Origin of the sequence: Nocardia sp. 2TAF39, assembly GCF_052114905.1 — a bacterium.
Classification (GTDB): domain Bacteria; phylum Actinomycetota; class Actinomycetes; order Mycobacteriales; family Mycobacteriaceae; genus Nocardia.
Genome location: NZ_JBFRFQ010000062.1, coordinates 1 through 16,161 on the forward strand (window position 1 = coordinate 1; position 16,161 = coordinate 16,161).

Sequence of the window (16,161 nt, forward strand, 5' to 3'; positions counted from 1 at the left end):
GCTGACCAGGCGCACCAGCGGCACCGGGCTGTCCCGGAACCGCACCGGGCTGGCCTGGAACACCGGACTGCCCGACACCATTCGACTGACCAGACGCGGCCGGCCCGGGCTGCCCCGGCGCCGGCGACGCCCCCCCTTGCTGCCCCGGCACCGCCGACGAAGCACCCGGCTGACCAGGAGCACCTGATGGAGCACCCGGCTGGCTGGGCACCCCGACACCGGGACGAGAGCGTTGGTTTCCCTGCCGATCCGACCACGGCGTCACCGGAACCGGCGGCGCCTCACCCTCCACACCGGCATCGATCTCGGGCTCTACATCTGTCGGCGGCATCGCGTACCCGTCACATTCCGCCGCCGAGTACGCGCTTCACTCGCACATCACTCGCGCTCGGCATCGGCAGTTCGACATACTTGCCGGTCGTCACATCGGCGGTGACGATCTCGACGGCGCTGACCGCGATCCCGACCTGCGTCGGCGCGTTGCGACGGTAGTCCCAGAAGACCAGATCGCCTGCGGATACCGCGGACGGATCCACTCGCTGACCACACGCCCCTTGCTCCGCAATGGTGTTCGGCAGCACGATGAAAGCGGCACCGGCTCCTTCGGACTGCCCGCACGCGCGCTGGGCGGAACCGCCCGTCGGCCCGGCAGTTCCCGCAGCGGGCGGCTCCGCCGCAGCGGAACCCGCGGTGAGTTCGCATCGCCCCGTCGACTGCGCGGCCGAGGCGCGGTAGATGACCGACCTGGTCAGCTCAGCGGCGTCCGCGCTCCCGTCTTGTGCTCCGCGAGCGGACGACGCCAGTGTGAGCGCAAGCTCACGTGCACACTCGACGCCGATTCCCGAACTGCCCGTAAGCAACGGTTGAGCTTGGTACGGCGCGATTTTCAGCGCGGTGACACAGGAGCGCTGCCAGTCGGAAGCGTTGGTGTCGTCCGGCGCGATGGTCAGCGATGCGTATGGGTTCGTGGTAGGCGTGGCCGAGGCACTCGCGCTCGGGGTGGTCGGTGCGGTGGGCCGAGCCGCAGCGGCGGCGGCACGAGTCACGGTCACGGTCTGGGAGGGATCCGGCCCCACCGCACTGTCGCATTGATAGTGCAGATCGGAGGCGATCGACGACGTCGCGCCGCCCACGACCAGCACGAGGATGATGAGGACCGCGAACAAGCCACCCGTGACCAGTACCGCCACAATCAGCCAGGTTGGGATTACTGCGACGAGCCATACAACAGTCATGAGACGGTTGATCATCGGGTGCCCTTTCTTGAAAACAGGCCCATCGCAAGCACTGGCGATTAATGGTGCGGATCAGTGATTTCTCGTATTTTCCAGAATCTCCTGGGGAATATCCGGAAGGAAATTGGTATCCGATTTCCACGGCGGCGAGAGCGACGTGGCGCCAGTCCTCGGCCGACCGGACTGCCAGTGGTTGGTTGCGGACGCATTGTTTATCTCTTCACGAAGCCGCCTTACCCGTTGGAAGTCGGTGGGATTTTGGGATACCCAATCCGTTGCCGCTTGCACCCTGAGCGCATGTTCGTTCGTTATCCATTTCTGCAACCGCTCCGCCTCCCGCTTCTTGAGTGGGGTTGCCACTCCTTGAGAGTTCGTCCATAGAAGCGGTTTGTCGACCGACTTTCCATCCGCCATTTCCTGCAGCGTCTCGATAAAACCGTGCGTAGGTCTATCGAGATATGACCTGCCCAAATGGACCATCCCGTCAGGGATGGTGACACCACCGCTGTTATGGTGGCGATACCGCCCGACAGTGGCTCTCAGCCCACCCAGCCTGGCTTCGCTCCACGTCGAATTGTCCATATCCTGTTCGAAATGCTTGTGGGCGGCGATGACACGCGCCAAGTGTGCCGAGGCAAGGGGCTCGGCGTCCGCGTGCCGCAGAATATCTGCTTGGACCGCAGTCGCCTTCTGGGCGATCCGCCAACCGAATCCCACCTTCGAAAGGGCAGCACTTACGGAACCCATATTGCCACCGGTCAGGTTCGATACACTCTCTGCCGCATAAGCGGCGGCCAACTGACTACTGGGGTGCGCTTTGGACGACCGAATACCGGCCTGCGCGAAATCACCCAAAGAACGGCGATCGTAATGAGGATTTTTCATCTCCTCACCGAACTCTTTCGCGATCGACCACCCCAGCTTGTTCGCCCTACTCGCATCCCGTGCGTTGGCATTCAACGGGTCACGAGTGCCGCCCGCGAGCCATGAGGTGATCGGCGAACCACTGATCGTGCTGGCCGCGCCGAACATCGCCAGTCCTGTCAAGGAGTTGCCCGCACCCGCCGTACCCATTCCCAGAGCGGTCCCCCCACCACCTCCGCCGTCCTTCGCAAAGCCACTCTGTATCGCCATCGCGAACCGGTTGGCTATCCAGTCGTTGCCGCTGTCGAGGCCCCTGCTGAGGCGCCGCAACTGCATGATGGCAACAACCTCGACGATCGCCCCGATGACGAACACCGACATGACCTGGCCGCGCGCCTGTTGGAACAAACTGCCCAGGAACAGCTCATAGATGCCGAGGAAGATGATGAAGACTGCCATCTTTGCCGCCGCGACGAAGCCGTGTACTACACAGCGGACCGTGAAAGTCTGGGTCGGCCCGTATACGAACCCGCCCGCGGCGAACCCGAAGATCGTCATGAACCCGTAGTAGATCGTGTCGAGTGCGGCCCATATGACCTTCAGGGCCAGGTATGCGGCGAACAGCAACAGAACAGCCGCGGACAGCAACAGCAGCAGACCGGCTCCGATCTGACCTACGCTCGGATTATCGGCCGCCGCGTATGCGGCGCTGTCGCCGCACGTCTTCATACTGTCCTTCACCCGGTCTTCATCACCGGCCATAACGCCGGCCGACCATGCCGCCTTGCAGGACGGCCGGTCATCCACTACATGTCCGAAATTCCAGACCTGCAATGGCTTTCGCGCGAAATTATCCGCCATGTCGGTCTGCATCTTCGCCACCAACTGGTTCGGATTCGGGTTGCTGTTACCGTTCAAACCGGCCGCGACCGAGATGCCCAGGTCACGCCCCTGCACGAGCAACCCGTCCGATGACAAGACCTTGGACAGCGGTGCGACCAGAAAAAACGGCCCCAGAATGGCCACTGTCAGCATCGTGACGACTTGCATCACGGCCTTTGCGTGATAGCCGCGTACGATGAACCAACCCACGGGTACGCCACCGATCGTCACAAACGTCACGAGCACGATCGGCGTTGCGATATGAGCCGTCAGGTTGTCGGCTACCGCTCGCAACGGCGCACTGAACATATTCAGCCACGTGAAACTCACCGTCTGCCCCGGTAACCAGACCCCAGTTGTCACAAGGACCAGCCAAATTGCGAACAGGACGCTGATCAGAAGCGACAGCACGGTTTTCCCGGGGTTGAACACCCCGCCGCGATTCAAAGCCAATATGTAGCTCGAAAGTTCGACTCCTGACGTATCTTTGACATTCATCCAGCCCAGCGCGCTGTTGGGCGCCGACACCGCTGTGAGTGCGCTGGTATCCGCTGTGGCCAGCGCACCCACGATGCCCGGGCATACGAACAGCACGAAGAGGACGACGAGAATCCAGGCGGTCCAGCGTCGACGACGAGTCGCGGCGACCCAATCACGACATCGCTGTAATACCGCCTGCGGCCGCCAACGCTCCGTATCCCACAACTCCGGTTCCAACGCCATCAAGAAGGGGGGCTCACACAGCCGCCGCCCCCTCCTTCCGACATCGAAAGTCATTGCACTACCTGTCTTTCCGGAAGAACGGCACGCCCACCGGCCGAGTTCGGTGTGCTGGTGATCGCCGCGGCACGGTCCGGACGCGCGGGGCCGAGCACTTTGCCGCGGCCGATACGGTTCAACGCGTCACGCATGAACATCTCGCCGCGGCGTTCCTCCGGCACCTGCCGACCCGCACCAACCGGCGGGGACGTCTCCTCTCGCAATATCTGCAGCAGGAACGGCGCCTCGTCCAGGTCGACGCCGAGCCATTCCAAGCTGTTGCGCGCCAGGGTCTCATCGCGCTGCCGGAACACGAACCGGTTGGGAATCAGATTGTGTGCCGCACCCTGAAAGTCGGTGGCAGGGTCGTGCGAGGCCAGTCCGATTGCGGCCAGGTGCTTGCGTCCGTCCCGACTGAAGTCCGAAGTCACCGCCGAGCCGACCTGGGTCTGGGTGAAATGGTGGGCCTCGTCGCCGACCAGCAGCCCGAATCTGCCGTTGTCGGTGAGGAAGGCTTCGCGGGCGGCGACACCGACCAGTTCGTACAGCGCGGTGCCGAGCCGCTTCGTCAGCGGCAAGCGGTTGTACAGATGCGGCGTGGTGAGTTCCTCGGCCGTAGGCAAGGCGAGATGGTGACTGCGGATCACGGTCGCCGCGGCGGTGAGTTGCAGCGGTCGCAACTTCGGGTCGAAGAGCACCGGAACCCGCTCGACGACGGTGCCGAGTCGAGCCGCGAGGTCGGCGTACTCGTCTCCGATCCCTGGATCGTCACGGAGCCGCCGGACGACGTGGAAGAGGTCGAGCAGACTCCGGATGCCGTGTTGCGCAATCGCCTTGGGGGTCAGCAGGTTGGCGGCGACAGCGCCGGCTCCGGAGGTCGGCGACAGGTCGAGCAGCGGCAGAATCGAGTCCAGTGCCCGCTCCCCGGCGATCCGCGGGCCGAACAGGCGAAGCGGATCCAATGACACGCTCGGATTGGCCAGGTCGATCACGACGGCGTCATCGATCGCGGACGCGAAATGCTCCCACTCGCCGACCTGGCTGCGGTCGATGGCCAGGAACTGGCCGCCCATATCGTGCACGAGAACGGCCATGAGCTTGAGGAAATAAGACTTGCCCGACCCGAGCTCGCCCGTGACCGCGAACGACGCGGACAGGTCGTGCAGCGCCGCCTCCATGATGCCGAAGTGGATCGGCTCGAATTGGCCGGACAGCAGGTTGACGCCGATCACCGGGCCACTGTCGTCACCGATCTGGCTGGTGGTGAACGGGACGAAACCGGCCCACATATCGGACGGGAGGATGTGCGCGAAATCGTCGAATGCGCGGCGCGGCGGGTTGCCCGGTACCAGCATCGACCACAGGTCGACCTGCGCACCGACCGGCGCCGTCATCTCCACCTGGAACCGCTTGTAGCGGCGCTTGAGCGCATTCACCGCGTCCAGCGTCGCGTCGCGCGATGGCCCGCCGATGGCTATGACGGTGGTGAACGAAACCTCCGATTCGCCACCGTTGACCTCGAAGTGCTGGTTGTATTCACCGAGCATCTGCGCCTTCGACATCAACGTGTTCTGTGCGAAAGAGACCTCCTGGTCACGCTGGTCCATCTGCTCGCCGAGCCGCCGCAGACTCAGCTCGTTGTTCTTCAGCACCTGCTCCGCGGGCTTGGTAGACACCCGCATCCCCCAGTCCACCGTGACGTCCCCTAGGCCCTCGAGCACGTTGAGAAACTCACTGCCGCCGGGAAAAGTCATGCCCGCATAAGGGAAAGAACGGGGTGTGAGCATCGCCTGATAGGACGGCCGGTACACGGAGTCCGGCTGCACCACTTTGATGACCGGTACGAACGACGGACGGACTCGCCGATTGCTGTCGGCCTGCGCTCCTTCATCGAGCGCCGCGGAGCGGAACACGGCCGACGTCGCGTCGTCCAGCGCTCCAGCCCGGGTCGGTGCGACCGGCTCGCCGACCGCGCCGCGCGAGAGGTAGTGCTCCCACAGCCACTGGAACAGCGCGGCGGGGACCGGAACCGGATCGAAATCGGCCCCGATACGGGACAGGATCGTGTTCGCTTCCTCGTCGTAGGCGTCCAGCTCGGCTCGTGACACCGCGGTGGCGTCGATCGTGGTAGTGCTGCCTCGCCAGATCCTCGACAGCGCGGAGACGCCGGAGTTGGCGGCCCCGACCGGAATCGAGAGCAGATAGATCCGCGTCTGCGGCGCGATCGCCCGGACCCGTTCATACGAGGCGACCACCTCATCGGCGTAGTCCTCGCACTCGTCCAGGTCGATGCCTTCCACCATCTTGGTGAGCACGTCGATCGTGTTCAGCCGCGCCTGGATGCCGAGCAGCAGGGAGCCGTTCGGCAGGTTGTTGATCAGCGCATGATGGGCGATCTTCACGTCGTGCTTGTCGCTGGCTTTGCGCAGGCCGTAGCCGAGCGGGTTGATGAAGTACGTCGCGGTCACCAGCCCCGAATGGGTGAACTGGAGGTTGCCGCGAATCGCCGCGGTGGGCTGGAGATCTCGTCCGAATGCCATCAGGGACTTCCTCCGGATGCCCGTTCGTTGCCGTTGCCGTTCATCCGGTCCCGCAGGTCGGCGCCGCTACCTCCAGCCCCGATCACCTCGAGCAGCCGAAGATCGGTCTTGGTCTCCTCCGCAGGCCGCGCGGTCCGTCGATCGGGGAGAAGGAGGACAACGGTCTCCTCGATGAACATGGTGTGGCGCACCGAATCGCTGGTGATCGGCATGCCCGAGGCGGACACCGGCTTGCGGTAGACGATCAGCCTGCCGAACCACATCGCCCGCGAGGTCATCCGGACACCGGTGTACGGCACGAGTCCGAGCGTGAAGACCACCATGATGGTCAAGGCCAGGCCCGCTATGAAGGTTATCGCCGGGTTGACCGGAAAGGTCATGGCACACACCGACGTCACCAACATCAACACGACGCCTCCGGCGACCTGGGGCAGGGTGTACGGCCCGAACGGAAGTTTCTGCCCGTTCTGCGCCTTGCCGATCATCGTGGGAACACGTTTGATCGGCGTGAACACCTTGATCACCTGGACCTGGGTCATCGATAACCACCGATGGGGTGATCGGGAACGATGATGTTGGAGTCCGTCCGCGCGTAATTGACCAGAGTGGGCAGCACCCAGAACAGAACCGCCGCGAGGACCGCCGACCCGGCGACCGCGAGGATCTTGGCCGGGGACAGCCTCGACCGCGCCGCTTCGGAAATCAACACCGCCATGCTGAGGATCGTGATCAGAATCAACCCCGCCCAGCGAACGAAGATAAGCACGCCATAGAGGATGTTGGCTAGATTACCCATCGGGAAGCCTCTTCTCTGATCAATTCTGTGTCGCCGGCGGAATATTCACCGACGTCGAAGGTGGCGAGGTTGAACTGGTCGGCGCGCCGCCGCGGGAATCCTGACCGGCGACCACCGCCAGCGGACTCGACAGGGCGGGAACCGGATCGATGGACACCACCTGCCATTGGCCCCCGTTGCGGACCATCGTCAGCGGGTAGGCCAGGGTCGCGGTCGCGCCGGTATCGGCTTTGGGGTTGATGGTGGCCAGCACCTGGGCCTTCGCACCGCCGGACCCGCAGGCCGCGTTGTCGGCGGTGAGTGCGACCAACTCGACGGCGGTGAACGGAGCCGGTTTCAGCGCGGCAAGGCCCGCATCCGGTGTGGTGTAGCGGGCTACGTCACCGGTGCCCGCCAACAAGGCGCCCAGGAATCCGGCCGCCACCTGGGACAGCGGCGTATCCACCGCGCAGGGCGAGGAGTAGGCCAGCGCGAGCTCGGCGCCCTTCGCGGGCGGCGGGACCACCGCGGGCACCGACAGCGCACGTAGTCGCCCGTCGGAGACCGACACCGCGACCCGGTAGAACTGTCGTGTCTCGGGAGTCCCGGTTCCGCTCTTGCCGATCCGGACTGACACCGTCACCGACCAAACGTCCAGGTTGCTGGTGGACACGGTACGCGAGACATAGACGACCGATGGGTCGGACACCTGTCGCGCGGAGGTCGGCAACGCGATCTGCTGACCAGAGCCGACAAATTCGCCGACTCGATCCTGCTGTCCAGCAATGGCGGTCAGATAAGTCACCACGAACTGTTCGGCGAATGATCCAGCCAATTGCGAACGGCCGACAATCGCGGTTGTCGAATCATCGGACGGCGGAGGCGGACCGGAGTCGAACACACTGAGGATGGCGTGGCCGCCGCCGAGGACGGCGAGCACGGCCAGCACCGCAACCAAGATGTTGTCGCGGCGGCGGCGCGCGGCCATCCGGCGAAGCAAAGCCTCACCTGAATCTGCCGGTCCGCGAACCACTGTCCTCACTCCCGAAATGGTAGAGAGCGCAGGCGATCCCAACCGGTCAGCCGTTCCCAACAGTGGGAATCAACTGTCAGCAGGCCGGGTTGCTTTTCATCCTGCCGGCAAGCCAGTGCCGCAATTGATCGTCGTAGCCGATCGGTGCACCGCGCTGCCGCGGCTCCGCGACCTGGCGATGGGTTTCCAGCAGTGGAACATCGTCCGCGACCCGAACGAGTTGCGCAATCGCGAGCTGCCTGCTCGAGTACCCGGGGTAGGGGTAGAGCAGCAGCGAAGTCGGCGTGTAGCCGCCGCCGTAATTGAGCAGCCGCAGGGTCACACCGGCGCTGTCGCCGGAGCGGAGCCGGTCGGCGAGCTCCACCAACCGGGATCGATCGTCGGGATGAAAGACGTCAACGGGTCGGAAGAGATAGTCCCAGCGGATCCACGGCGCGGGATCGGTGAGCCAGTGCGAGATACTGGTGTACTCGAGCTGAAGGACAGCCAGATGCGTCCCCGCGCGACGATGCGCCTCGCGCAACCCGATTCGCTCCAGCGTCGGCCACGCCGGCGGCACATTCTCCGACGTGACATCCTCGATCAGCAACCAAGCGCCACGCGTCCGCTCGTCGTCCCGGGCACGGATGGTGATCCGCCACTGCGCGGGACGCCCGAACGCGGACACGACAGTGGTGTCGAACTGCATCCGGTCACCGGGCTTGGGTTCGTAGAGCAGGTCGAGGACTTGCGCGTGCCGATCGAAGCTCGATAACCGGTGGAACAACTCCGCGATGGACATCCGGGGTACGTATTGTTCGGCCGCACTGCCGGACAATCTGGTGATGCCGCTCGGCTGCTGAATAGTCTGCGTGCCCAGATCCCAGATGGCGCCAACCGCAGGACGAAGGACGGGCACCCGCTCAGCGGCGGGCCCCAGCCAAAGCCGCACCGCGTGGACATCCCCAGCCGGGCCGAACACCGGCCTGATCAGCAGCTGGTGCCGACCGGAGCCCGTTGGGATCGCCAGATCGACGTCCTGCGCCTGCTCATGCGCCGTACGGATGGCCTCGGTCAACCCCGCGGTCGTCAGCTTGTCATAAAGCGCAGGTGCTTTCGACAGCAGTCGTTGCAGTACCCGCTGCCAGCTCGCGAACTCGCGCGGTGCATCGCCCACCGACGCCACGGACATGCAGTCCGGCGCCAACGTCTCGATAGTCACCCATGGAATCACTGCGCCACTTCGCTTCGCACTTCGCCCGTACCCGGCCGTTCCTCCGGATCCACCTCTACCCGGATGAGACATCATGTGACTCAGGCAATGTACCGTTATTCAGCGGCTCAATCAACCCACGCCGGGCTCATTCCTACGGAGTCTGCACCACGTTCGCCGAACGCACGACCAGGTGTTCATTTTGTTCACATTCAGTTCAGCTGGTCGGACGCAAAGGCGCGCAGTCCAGCGGCCCCGTCCGGGGAGCTGCTCGGCTTACAAACCGCGAATCTGTTGGGTGATCTGAACCTCTTCTCTTGCCGGGCATTACGCCGCACTGCGGCCTCGATCAGGCGCCCTGCGCGGACAGTGCAAACACCGCAGCACCCGCGAGCACTCCGAACTCTCCGAGCTGCGAGGGAACAACGCGCAGTCCGGACTGAAAGCTCAGCCTGGCGTGCGTGGCGACCGCTTCGCCGAGCGGCTTCCACAGCGCGGGGCCGGCTTCGGCGACCGGGCCGCCGAGTACGACGAGGTTCATGTCCAGCAGTGCGGTCACCGACGCGATCGCCTGACCGAGCGCCCTGCCTGCTCGGCCCAGCGCCGCGGCGGGGATGCTCTCGCCCACGCGGCCGGCCTCCACCAGCTCCGACACCGAGGTACCAGCCCAGCCCTGCTCACGAGCCCAGCGCACCACCGACGCGCCACCGGCAACCGCTTCCAGACACCCGCGGCCACCGCACGCGCACCGATCATCGAAGCCCGGGACCAAGACGTGACCGATGTGTCCCGAATTGCCGGTTCGCCCGACGACCACGAATCCGCCGACCACGATCCCGCCGCCGATGCGGTCGGACAGGGTGATCGCCAGCGCGTCCATCACGTCGCGCGTGGCGCCGAGATTCCGCTCGGCCAGCGCCAGACATACACCGTCCAGCGCGAGGTGGACCGTAGCCTTGGGAAACAACTTTCGCGCGGCCTCGACGATACCGAAACCCGTTCGCCACTCGGGAACTTCCGTGGGCGCGACCACTCCGGCTGCCATATCTATCGGTCCGGTCGAGGCGATGCCGAGGCAGGTGACCTCGGCGCCGCCCGCGACCTCGAGCAACAGTTCCCGGCACCGGTCCCACGCGGCGGAGGACGGCACCGGGATCTGTCGGATGTCATCGGTGTCGACATTGTCGGCGACCCGACTCGCCGCGAACCTCGATGAACCGATCTCCAATGCCAACACCGTCATGAGTTACGCACCACCAAACAGAGATCCGAAGCAGAAAGGTCCACGAAGCATAGTCACAGACCGTCGGTTCCTGTCGGTTTCAGCGGTTGCCCGAGCACGATGTGCCGACGGGGTGCCGGGAGGGTGGATACCGTGCGCAGCGGCCGCGGGCCGTTGCGGATGATGCGCATAGGCCGCTTGTGGTCGATCGGGGCTGCGCGATGCCGGTCCAAGTTCTCGATGACGCTGCCGGAGTTGTCATAGGCGATGCCCGCCCAGATCATCGCGCGGGGGCCGTCGCCTCGGGCGGTGAGCATCTGGGCCAGTTGGCTGCACTGCACGAAGAGGGGGCAGTTCTGGCAGGTTCGGACCGCTGCTCGCCAGGCATCCGGAGTACCAGTGTCCATATCCCAGTTGTCGGGGACGTCGGCACATGGCGGCCGCTGGTTCGACTTTTCCGGAATCGACGAGATCTTTGCTCCTGCAAGAGATCCCGTGTCCATCGGAAGGGTTCGCGTAATGCTCATAGCCATCTCCGGGGATGCCGAGGGCACGCCTGATACAGGTGCGTGTCCCATGGATCGGACGGTCATCAGGGCTGCTCGACAGTCCCCGGAAGCCAGCCGCGATAAGCTGGTCTATGCACGGTAGCCCACTGTTGCCCAGGGCACAACCTCTTGTCCCGCTACGTAACGGCTCGTTGACCTCGCGGCAACCCCCGGCTACCGTTTTTAACGGCACGTTATGAAACGGACCATTTTCCCCGGGGGCCCGACTATGGTTTCCTTTTAAACATGGCTGCAGACTCTGAATTCACGATCGACGAACTGGCACGGGCAGCCGACACCACCGTGCGCAGCGTCCGCGTGTACCACGAGCGGGGGCTTCTGCCTTCGCCGGAGGTACGTGGGCGGATCGGGTACTACGGGTCGGACCACCTCAACCGGCTGCAGACCATCAGCCGCCTGCTGGGCCGGGGCATGAAGCTGAACGGCATCAGGGAACTGCTCGAAGCATGGGACCGCGGCGATGGACTCGCGGAGGTTCTCGGCGTGAAGGAGGCGAACGGAGCCGGACCGGATTCGGACGCCACCGCCGAGCCCGACGACGGCTACGCCGAGCTACCGGAGTACGCCAAGCAGGCGCTGGCTGCCAGCGAAGATCCGCTCGAGGCGTACCGAGTCACCAACCCACGTTGCTGTGATCTGGCCACCCGGCTCAGCGACACCGGACTGCCGATGCAGGACACCTTTCACTTGGTCGAACGGCTGAGGGCCGATTGCGACCGCATCGCCGACCGCTTCGCCACCGAGTTGTTCTACCGCTTGGCCGGACAGGCGTACGAAGAATCCCCGCGCACGCCGAGGGATCGCACCAAGCTGGAGACCGACCTGGCGATCGCCCGGTTGATCGTGACCCGGGCGGCCTCCGAACTGATCGACCAGGCGTTCGCTCGGCACTCCGAGCTGCCACCGCCCAAGCTGCCCAGTCCTTCCCCACTGTCCGGCGTGCCCACAGTGCCGTCGCCGCCGGTGCCCGGCCCGCAGCCAGCCGTCGACCGTTGACCGTTGACCGTTGACCGTTGACGATGTAACGGTTCACCTTCCTCCGGTCGCGTTTCAAGCAGCGGAAAACGACCGAATCTTCCGGCAGTAGCCCCGAACCGACGCGTCACCGGGACGCCCGGACTCATGATCAGCGCGGCCGCCGCCATCCCCTCAGGCGACGAGCCTCCGCACCCATTCGCCGCCACGGCTTGTGATGAACCTGCCCGCTCGATCCATACGAAGTCGGCCGCGAACATCCGATACGTGCGCTCGGTCCCTTTCCACGTTGAATACTTAGGTAGACGGACTTGTTCGCATCTTTCAAAACTCTTCACTAGTTGTGGCGACCGAATGCTCACAGCGCACAGCCTTGTTCGGTGAACAAATGGCTGGCGAATCGACGAACCCCCTGGCATATCGCCGATGCTGAAGAGTTGCCGAGCGACACAGAACATCCGACGCCGCGCGGCAAGTCAGTAATCCAATGCTGCTCCAGATCGAAATCGCATCGGCTCCGACGCGACGAGTCCACTTGGCACACTTACGTATACCGACCTCATGGCCGAAGATGCCGGAGCGGTGGCCATGAGGCTCGAGGGCGAGTAGACCACCGAGCGAATCACCGCGTCGACTCAGCACGAAGTCGAGTCCGGATCGCGTGAGCGTAACGGCCCACACCAGTCCATTCGCCGACTCCGGGGACGACGATCAGGTGCTGGACATTCTGCCTCAGCAGAAGAGCGGTCGGGTTCGGGAATGGGCCGGCGAAGCTGCCTCAACCCATCTCCCCACCGCCCACAATCACCTCAGGAGGCCGTCTGCGCCGCCGGAGTCGCCGACTCCCATCCGTCATCGAGCAACACGAGCCAGTCGCTTGCCGGATCACCTGCGACGCAGGCTCCATGACCATCCCTCGATGGAGCGGTTACGGCCGCCGCAATCGCGACCAGCCGAGGTCTCGAATTGTGGTCGGGGTGACAGGATTTGAACCTGCGACCCTCCGCTCCCAAAGCGGATGCGCTACCAAGCTGCGCTACACCCCGTTGCTCGCGGCGGTCCGGCCGCCGACGAGGATGAATGCTCCATGGAGCGGGTGACGGGAATCGAACCCGCACCATCAGCTTGGAAGGCTGAGGTTCTACCATTGAACTACACCCGCAGGCATACGACACCGATGGGATCGCCACGATGTCGTGTGCGACCCGACTCTACCGAACCCGGCTTCCGAAAAGCCAATCAGCCCCCCACACAGTGAATTCTCGCAGGCGTGGACCGATGCCGCCGACATGTCGGACGGCCGGACCCGGCGGACGGTACGGCGGGCGAGGCGGAATTTAAAGGGATTATTTCCTCGAAACTCGAGCGTATCAGGTGCCGGACGGTGGAACATGGTTGAGGCATGACGACTCCCGTCAGGGGAGCCGTAGCCAACCAGGCGGTCACCGGTCACGCCCGGAACGCCGCGCACGAGGGATTTCCGATGGGAACCGCACAACTCGCCGTAACAGTCTGCATGCTAGGCGCGTTGTTTTGCGCCGGGTGCGATGCCGCCAACAGATCGGAGCAACGGCCACCAAACACGACACCAGTCCGCACTCCGTCGGCTACCCACACGGCAACCACCCCACCCACCCCGAAGTCGAGCACGCCGGCGCCACCAGCGACAACCCGCTCGCCGACCACACAGGCATTCGCGCCGCAACTCACCGAACCGCCACTGCGGCCACCGACGCCCGAATCGCGACCGGCGGCTCCGGCGACTCCACCCGGTCCCGAAGCCCCGGCCGCAGACAGCGTTCACTACTCGAGCTGCTCCGACGCGAAGGCGGCAGGTGCGGCGCCGCTACACAGAGGCGATCCGGGCTACAGCTCGAGACTGGATAGGGACGGCGATGGCGTCGCATGCGAGAACTGATTCCTGCGGGACCGGCAGCGGCCGACTGGTCCGGACCGGGCCCGACACCCGCGCGCCACCGTCCGCCAGCATGTCGCCAGCGCGTTGGAGCGCGATTTCGCAGCAAACGAATTGCGGTGTAACACCTCAGCGATGGGAGCGATCACACACCTGATCACCTTTCGCGAAGGGATCGAGAACACGTTGCAAAACTGGGCGTTTCGATGCCGATTGGCTTGCTAGGATCCTTTTTGCCGGACGGGGGTATCTGGAAAGGGGGCGGTGAGCGTGCACCGAACCAGGTGGACACAACCGCGTAGCAGTGCGAACTATCGGGGTGGCGCCGGCGCCCGTGCCAGAACAAGGCACCTGAGTACCGACGTCATCCACACCGGGTGAGTTCGATGTCGACGAATATCGAGCCCCCGGTAGCTATCATGGCCCGAGCATGGGCCTGTGCGGTGTGCGCCGAGCCCGGTTCGGGCGCGGCCCCCGAACAGCTGGAGCCGGTACTGATCGAGATCGTCGAGCGACTGCTCACGCTCGCCAAGTCCGAGCCGTTCCCGGTATTCAAGGCGCGAATGCTCGGGGCCAGGCTCGCCGAGGCGCCGTTCGACCGGATCCGGATGCTCGCGCAGGCATCCCGGTGGCTGCTCGGTTTTCCGTCCGGCACACCGGGTTCACTGGTGGCCACCCGCTGGCCGCTCGTGGCCAGTCAGGCCATCGACAGTTACGCGCAGGCGTTGCAGGAGCGGGCGCTCGCGCAGCAGGAGCAGAACCTTTCGGCCAAGGTGTCGCTGCGAGTGCAGGAGATCGCCGCGTTACAGCATCGGCTACGGCACGAGGCCACGCATGACGCGCTCACCGACCTGGCCAACCGGACACTGCTGCAGGACAAAGTACGGCTGATGGCTACCGATCCGACTCGCGGTATCGGGCTGCTGCTGATCGACCTCGATCGGTTCAAACAGATCAACGACGGATACGGGCACGCGATCGGCGACGAAGTACTGGTCGAGCTGGCCAACCGGCTGCGCGAAGCCTGTCCACCGGACACGGTGATCTGCCGGTACGGCGGCGACGAGTTCGTGCTCGCCATCAACCCACACCGCAACACGCTCAGCGATCTCGCACACCGGATCGTGGCCGCGCTGCGTGACCCGGTGTGGTCGTCGGCGGGCCCGGTTCCGGTGTCGGCGAGCGTCGGCACGGCCTACAACCCGCCGGGCACGCCATGCGATTTCACCGATCTGCTCCGCCGCGCCGACCGTGCGATGTACTCCGCGAAGACGGCGGGCGGTCGCCGGTTCGCGTTCGCCGACGAGCCGGAGATCGACACGGCCGTCGCGGGCTGACGCATTCCACAGACCAGCTGTCCGCCTCGCGACCGGCGCCGCCGGGTCAGCCCGGTTGGCAGGTGGGGCACCAGAAGAGGTTTCGTGCCTCCATGACCTGATGGGCGATCGGCGTGCCGCACAAGCGGCACGGTGCGCCGTGGCGTCGGTAGACGTAGGTGCGCGGACGATCGGGCGAATACGAGGGCTCGCCGTGATCGTGCTCTGGCCGTACCACGACCATCTTCCCGGCGCGCACCCCCACGCGCATCAGCGCGACGAGATCGGCCCACATGGACGCCCACTCACCGTCCGTCAGGGCGGTGCCGGGCCGATGCGGCGAAATCCGGTGCCGGAACAGCAGTTCCGCGCGGTAGACGTTGCCGACCCCGGCGACCACCTGCTGGTCCATCAGCAGAACTCCGATCGACCTTCGCGAGCGGCGAATACGGTGCCATGCGCGATCCGGGTCGGCGCCGCGGCGTAGCGGATCCGGGCCGAGCCGATCGATGAGCGCGGAAATCTCAGGTGGGAACAGGATCTCGCAGGCGCTCGGCCCGCGCAGGTCGGTGCCGAAGCCGGGCTGTCCGTGCGGCGCCCCGATCATCCGCATCCTGACCTGCCCGACCGGCTCTCCCATCGGCAGCTCGGATTCGCTGAATTTGCCGTAGAGGCCCAAGTGCACGTGCACAACGAGACCCGAATCATAGTGGTGCAGCAGGTGTTTTCCCCACGCCTCCGCCTTGGTCAGCACCTGACCGTCCACCCGGGCCGCGCCGGCGGCGAACTTGCCTTGCGGGCTGGATACGCGCACTACGCTGCCCGCGAGACGGCGCTGATGCAGCCGCGCGAGACGGTGCAGCGTATGTCCTTCCGGCACGGCC

At 65.0% G+C, this 16,161-nt stretch carries 14 protein-coding genes and 2 tRNA genes; 4 read left to right on the plus strand and 12 right to left on the minus strand.

The annotated features are described in order from the left end of the window. Nucleotides 1-187, plus strand: a 187-nt coding sequence (locus AB4Z47_RS27580) for a hypothetical protein (RefSeq protein WP_441955091.1), incomplete at its 5' end; no start/stop codon positions are given. Nucleotides 188-341: 154 nt separating this feature from the next. On the opposite strand, the gene AB4Z47_RS27585 is transcribed toward AB4Z47_RS27580, so the two are convergent. The 9 genes from AB4Z47_RS27585 to AB4Z47_RS27625 form a co-directional block, all read right to left on the minus strand. Next, nucleotides 342-1,235 carry a hypothetical protein gene (locus AB4Z47_RS27585; RefSeq protein ID WP_441955093.1) on the minus strand — a complete coding sequence of 298 codons (894 nt, stop codon included), beginning with the start codon at nt 1,233-1,235 and terminating at the stop codon, nt 342-344. 72 nt (nt 1,236-1,307) lie between these two features. Continuing rightward, nucleotides 1,308-3,758 (minus strand): hypothetical protein, encoded by a 2,451-nt coding sequence (locus AB4Z47_RS27590; protein WP_441955095.1) that lies wholly within the window; start codon nt 3,756-3,758, stop codon nt 1,308-1,310. Beyond that, nucleotides 3,755-6,280 (minus strand): ATP-binding protein, encoded by a 2,526-nt coding sequence (locus AB4Z47_RS27595; RefSeq protein ID WP_441955097.1) that lies wholly within the window; start codon nt 6,278-6,280, stop codon nt 3,755-3,757. The genes AB4Z47_RS27590 and AB4Z47_RS27595 overlap by 4 nt, the downstream gene beginning before the upstream one ends. After that, a complete protein-coding gene (locus AB4Z47_RS27600) occupies nt 6,280-6,819 on the minus strand; it encodes a hypothetical protein (protein ID WP_441955099.1) in 540 nt (179 codons plus the stop codon). Before AB4Z47_RS27600 ends, AB4Z47_RS27595 begins: the two co-directional genes overlap by 1 nt. Then, nucleotides 6,816-7,076 (minus strand): hypothetical protein, encoded by a 261-nt coding sequence (locus AB4Z47_RS27605; RefSeq protein WP_441955101.1) that lies wholly within the window; start codon nt 7,074-7,076, stop codon nt 6,816-6,818. The genes AB4Z47_RS27600 and AB4Z47_RS27605 overlap by 4 nt, the downstream gene beginning before the upstream one ends. Nucleotides 7,077-7,095: 19 nt before the next feature. Further along, nucleotides 7,096-8,097 (minus strand): conjugal transfer protein, encoded by a 1,002-nt coding sequence (locus AB4Z47_RS27610; protein WP_441955103.1) that lies wholly within the window; start codon nt 8,095-8,097, stop codon nt 7,096-7,098. A gap of 67 nt (nt 8,098-8,164) precedes the next feature. Next, nucleotides 8,165-9,289 carry a GAF domain-containing protein gene (locus AB4Z47_RS27615; RefSeq protein ID WP_441955105.1) on the minus strand — a complete coding sequence of 375 codons (1,125 nt, stop codon included), beginning with the start codon at nt 9,287-9,289 and terminating at the stop codon, nt 8,165-8,167. 340 nt (nt 9,290-9,629) lie between these two features. After that, nucleotides 9,630-10,523 carry an ROK family protein gene (locus tag AB4Z47_RS27620; protein WP_441955107.1) on the minus strand — a complete coding sequence of 298 codons (894 nt, stop codon included), beginning with the start codon at nt 10,521-10,523 and terminating at the stop codon, nt 9,630-9,632. A gap of 53 nt (nt 10,524-10,576) precedes the next feature. Further along, nucleotides 10,577-10,909 carry a hypothetical protein gene (locus AB4Z47_RS27625; RefSeq protein ID WP_441955109.1) on the minus strand — a complete coding sequence of 111 codons (333 nt, stop codon included), beginning with the start codon at nt 10,907-10,909 and terminating at the stop codon, nt 10,577-10,579. A 387-nt stretch (nt 10,910-11,296) separates the two neighbouring features. Between AB4Z47_RS27625 and AB4Z47_RS27630 the strand changes: the two genes are divergently transcribed. Next, nucleotides 11,297-12,067 (plus strand): MerR family transcriptional regulator, encoded by a 771-nt coding sequence (locus AB4Z47_RS27630; protein WP_441955111.1) that lies wholly within the window; start codon nt 11,297-11,299, stop codon nt 12,065-12,067. 948 nt (nt 12,068-13,015) lie between these two features. On the opposite strand, the gene AB4Z47_RS27635 is transcribed toward AB4Z47_RS27630, so the two are convergent. Continuing rightward, nucleotides 13,016-13,092: transfer RNA gene (locus AB4Z47_RS27635), tRNA-Pro, on the minus strand. 42 nt (nt 13,093-13,134) lie between these two features. Further along, nucleotides 13,135-13,208: transfer RNA gene (locus AB4Z47_RS27640), tRNA-Gly, on the minus strand. 354 nt (nt 13,209-13,562) lie between these two features. On the opposite strand from AB4Z47_RS27640, the gene AB4Z47_RS27645 reads away from it, so the two are divergent. Together AB4Z47_RS27645 and AB4Z47_RS27650 are read left to right on the plus strand one after the other, a co-directional pair. Beyond that, nucleotides 13,563-13,964, plus strand: coding sequence for an excalibur calcium-binding domain-containing protein (locus AB4Z47_RS27645; protein WP_441955152.1), 402 nt, complete (start codon nt 13,563-13,565; stop codon nt 13,962-13,964). Between the two features lie 383 nt (nt 13,965-14,347). Further along, nucleotides 14,348-15,298: a diguanylate cyclase domain-containing protein gene (locus AB4Z47_RS27650; RefSeq protein ID WP_441955113.1), complete on the plus strand. Its 951-nt coding sequence runs from the start codon at nt 14,348-14,350 to the stop codon at nt 15,296-15,298. A 46-nt stretch (nt 15,299-15,344) separates the two neighbouring features. Here AB4Z47_RS27650 and AB4Z47_RS27655 read toward each other — a convergent pair whose 3' ends face one another. Then, on the minus strand, nt 15,345-16,157 hold the full coding sequence (locus AB4Z47_RS27655) for an Fpg/Nei family DNA glycosylase (protein WP_441955115.1): 813 nt from the start codon (nt 16,155-16,157) through the stop codon (nt 15,345-15,347). Nucleotides 16,158-16,161: the final 4 nt, after the last annotated feature.

Coding starts and splice junctions, on each gene's coding strand:
- AB4Z47_RS27585 (WP_441955093.1), bottom strand. CDS start 1,235: ATGACTGTTGTATGGCTCGTCGCAGTAATCCCAACCTGGCTGATTGTG.
- AB4Z47_RS27590 (WP_441955095.1), bottom strand. CDS start 3,758: ATGACTTTCGATGTCGGAAGGAGGGGGCGGCGGCTGTGTGAGCCCCCC.
- AB4Z47_RS27595 (WP_441955097.1), bottom strand. CDS start 6,280: ATGGCATTCGGACGAGATCTCCAGCCCACCGCGGCGATTCGCGGCAAC.
- AB4Z47_RS27600 (WP_441955099.1), bottom strand. CDS start 6,819: ATGACCCAGGTCCAGGTGATCAAGGTGTTCACGCCGATCAAACGTGTT.
- AB4Z47_RS27605 (WP_441955101.1), bottom strand. CDS start 7,076: ATGGGTAATCTAGCCAACATCCTCTATGGCGTGCTTATCTTCGTTCGC.
- AB4Z47_RS27620 (WP_441955107.1), bottom strand. CDS start 10,523: ATGACGGTGTTGGCATTGGAGATCGGTTCATCGAGGTTCGCGGCGAGT.
- AB4Z47_RS27625 (WP_441955109.1), bottom strand. CDS start 10,909: ATGGACACTGGTACTCCGGATGCCTGGCGAGCAGCGGTCCGAACCTGC.
- AB4Z47_RS27630 (WP_441955111.1), top strand. CDS start 11,297: ATGGCTGCAGACTCTGAATTCACGATCGACGAACTGGCACGGGCAGCC.
- AB4Z47_RS27645 (WP_441955152.1), top strand. CDS start 13,563: ATGCTAGGCGCGTTGTTTTGCGCCGGGTGCGATGCCGCCAACAGATCG.
- AB4Z47_RS27650 (WP_441955113.1), top strand. CDS start 14,348: ATGTCGACGAATATCGAGCCCCCGGTAGCTATCATGGCCCGAGCATGG.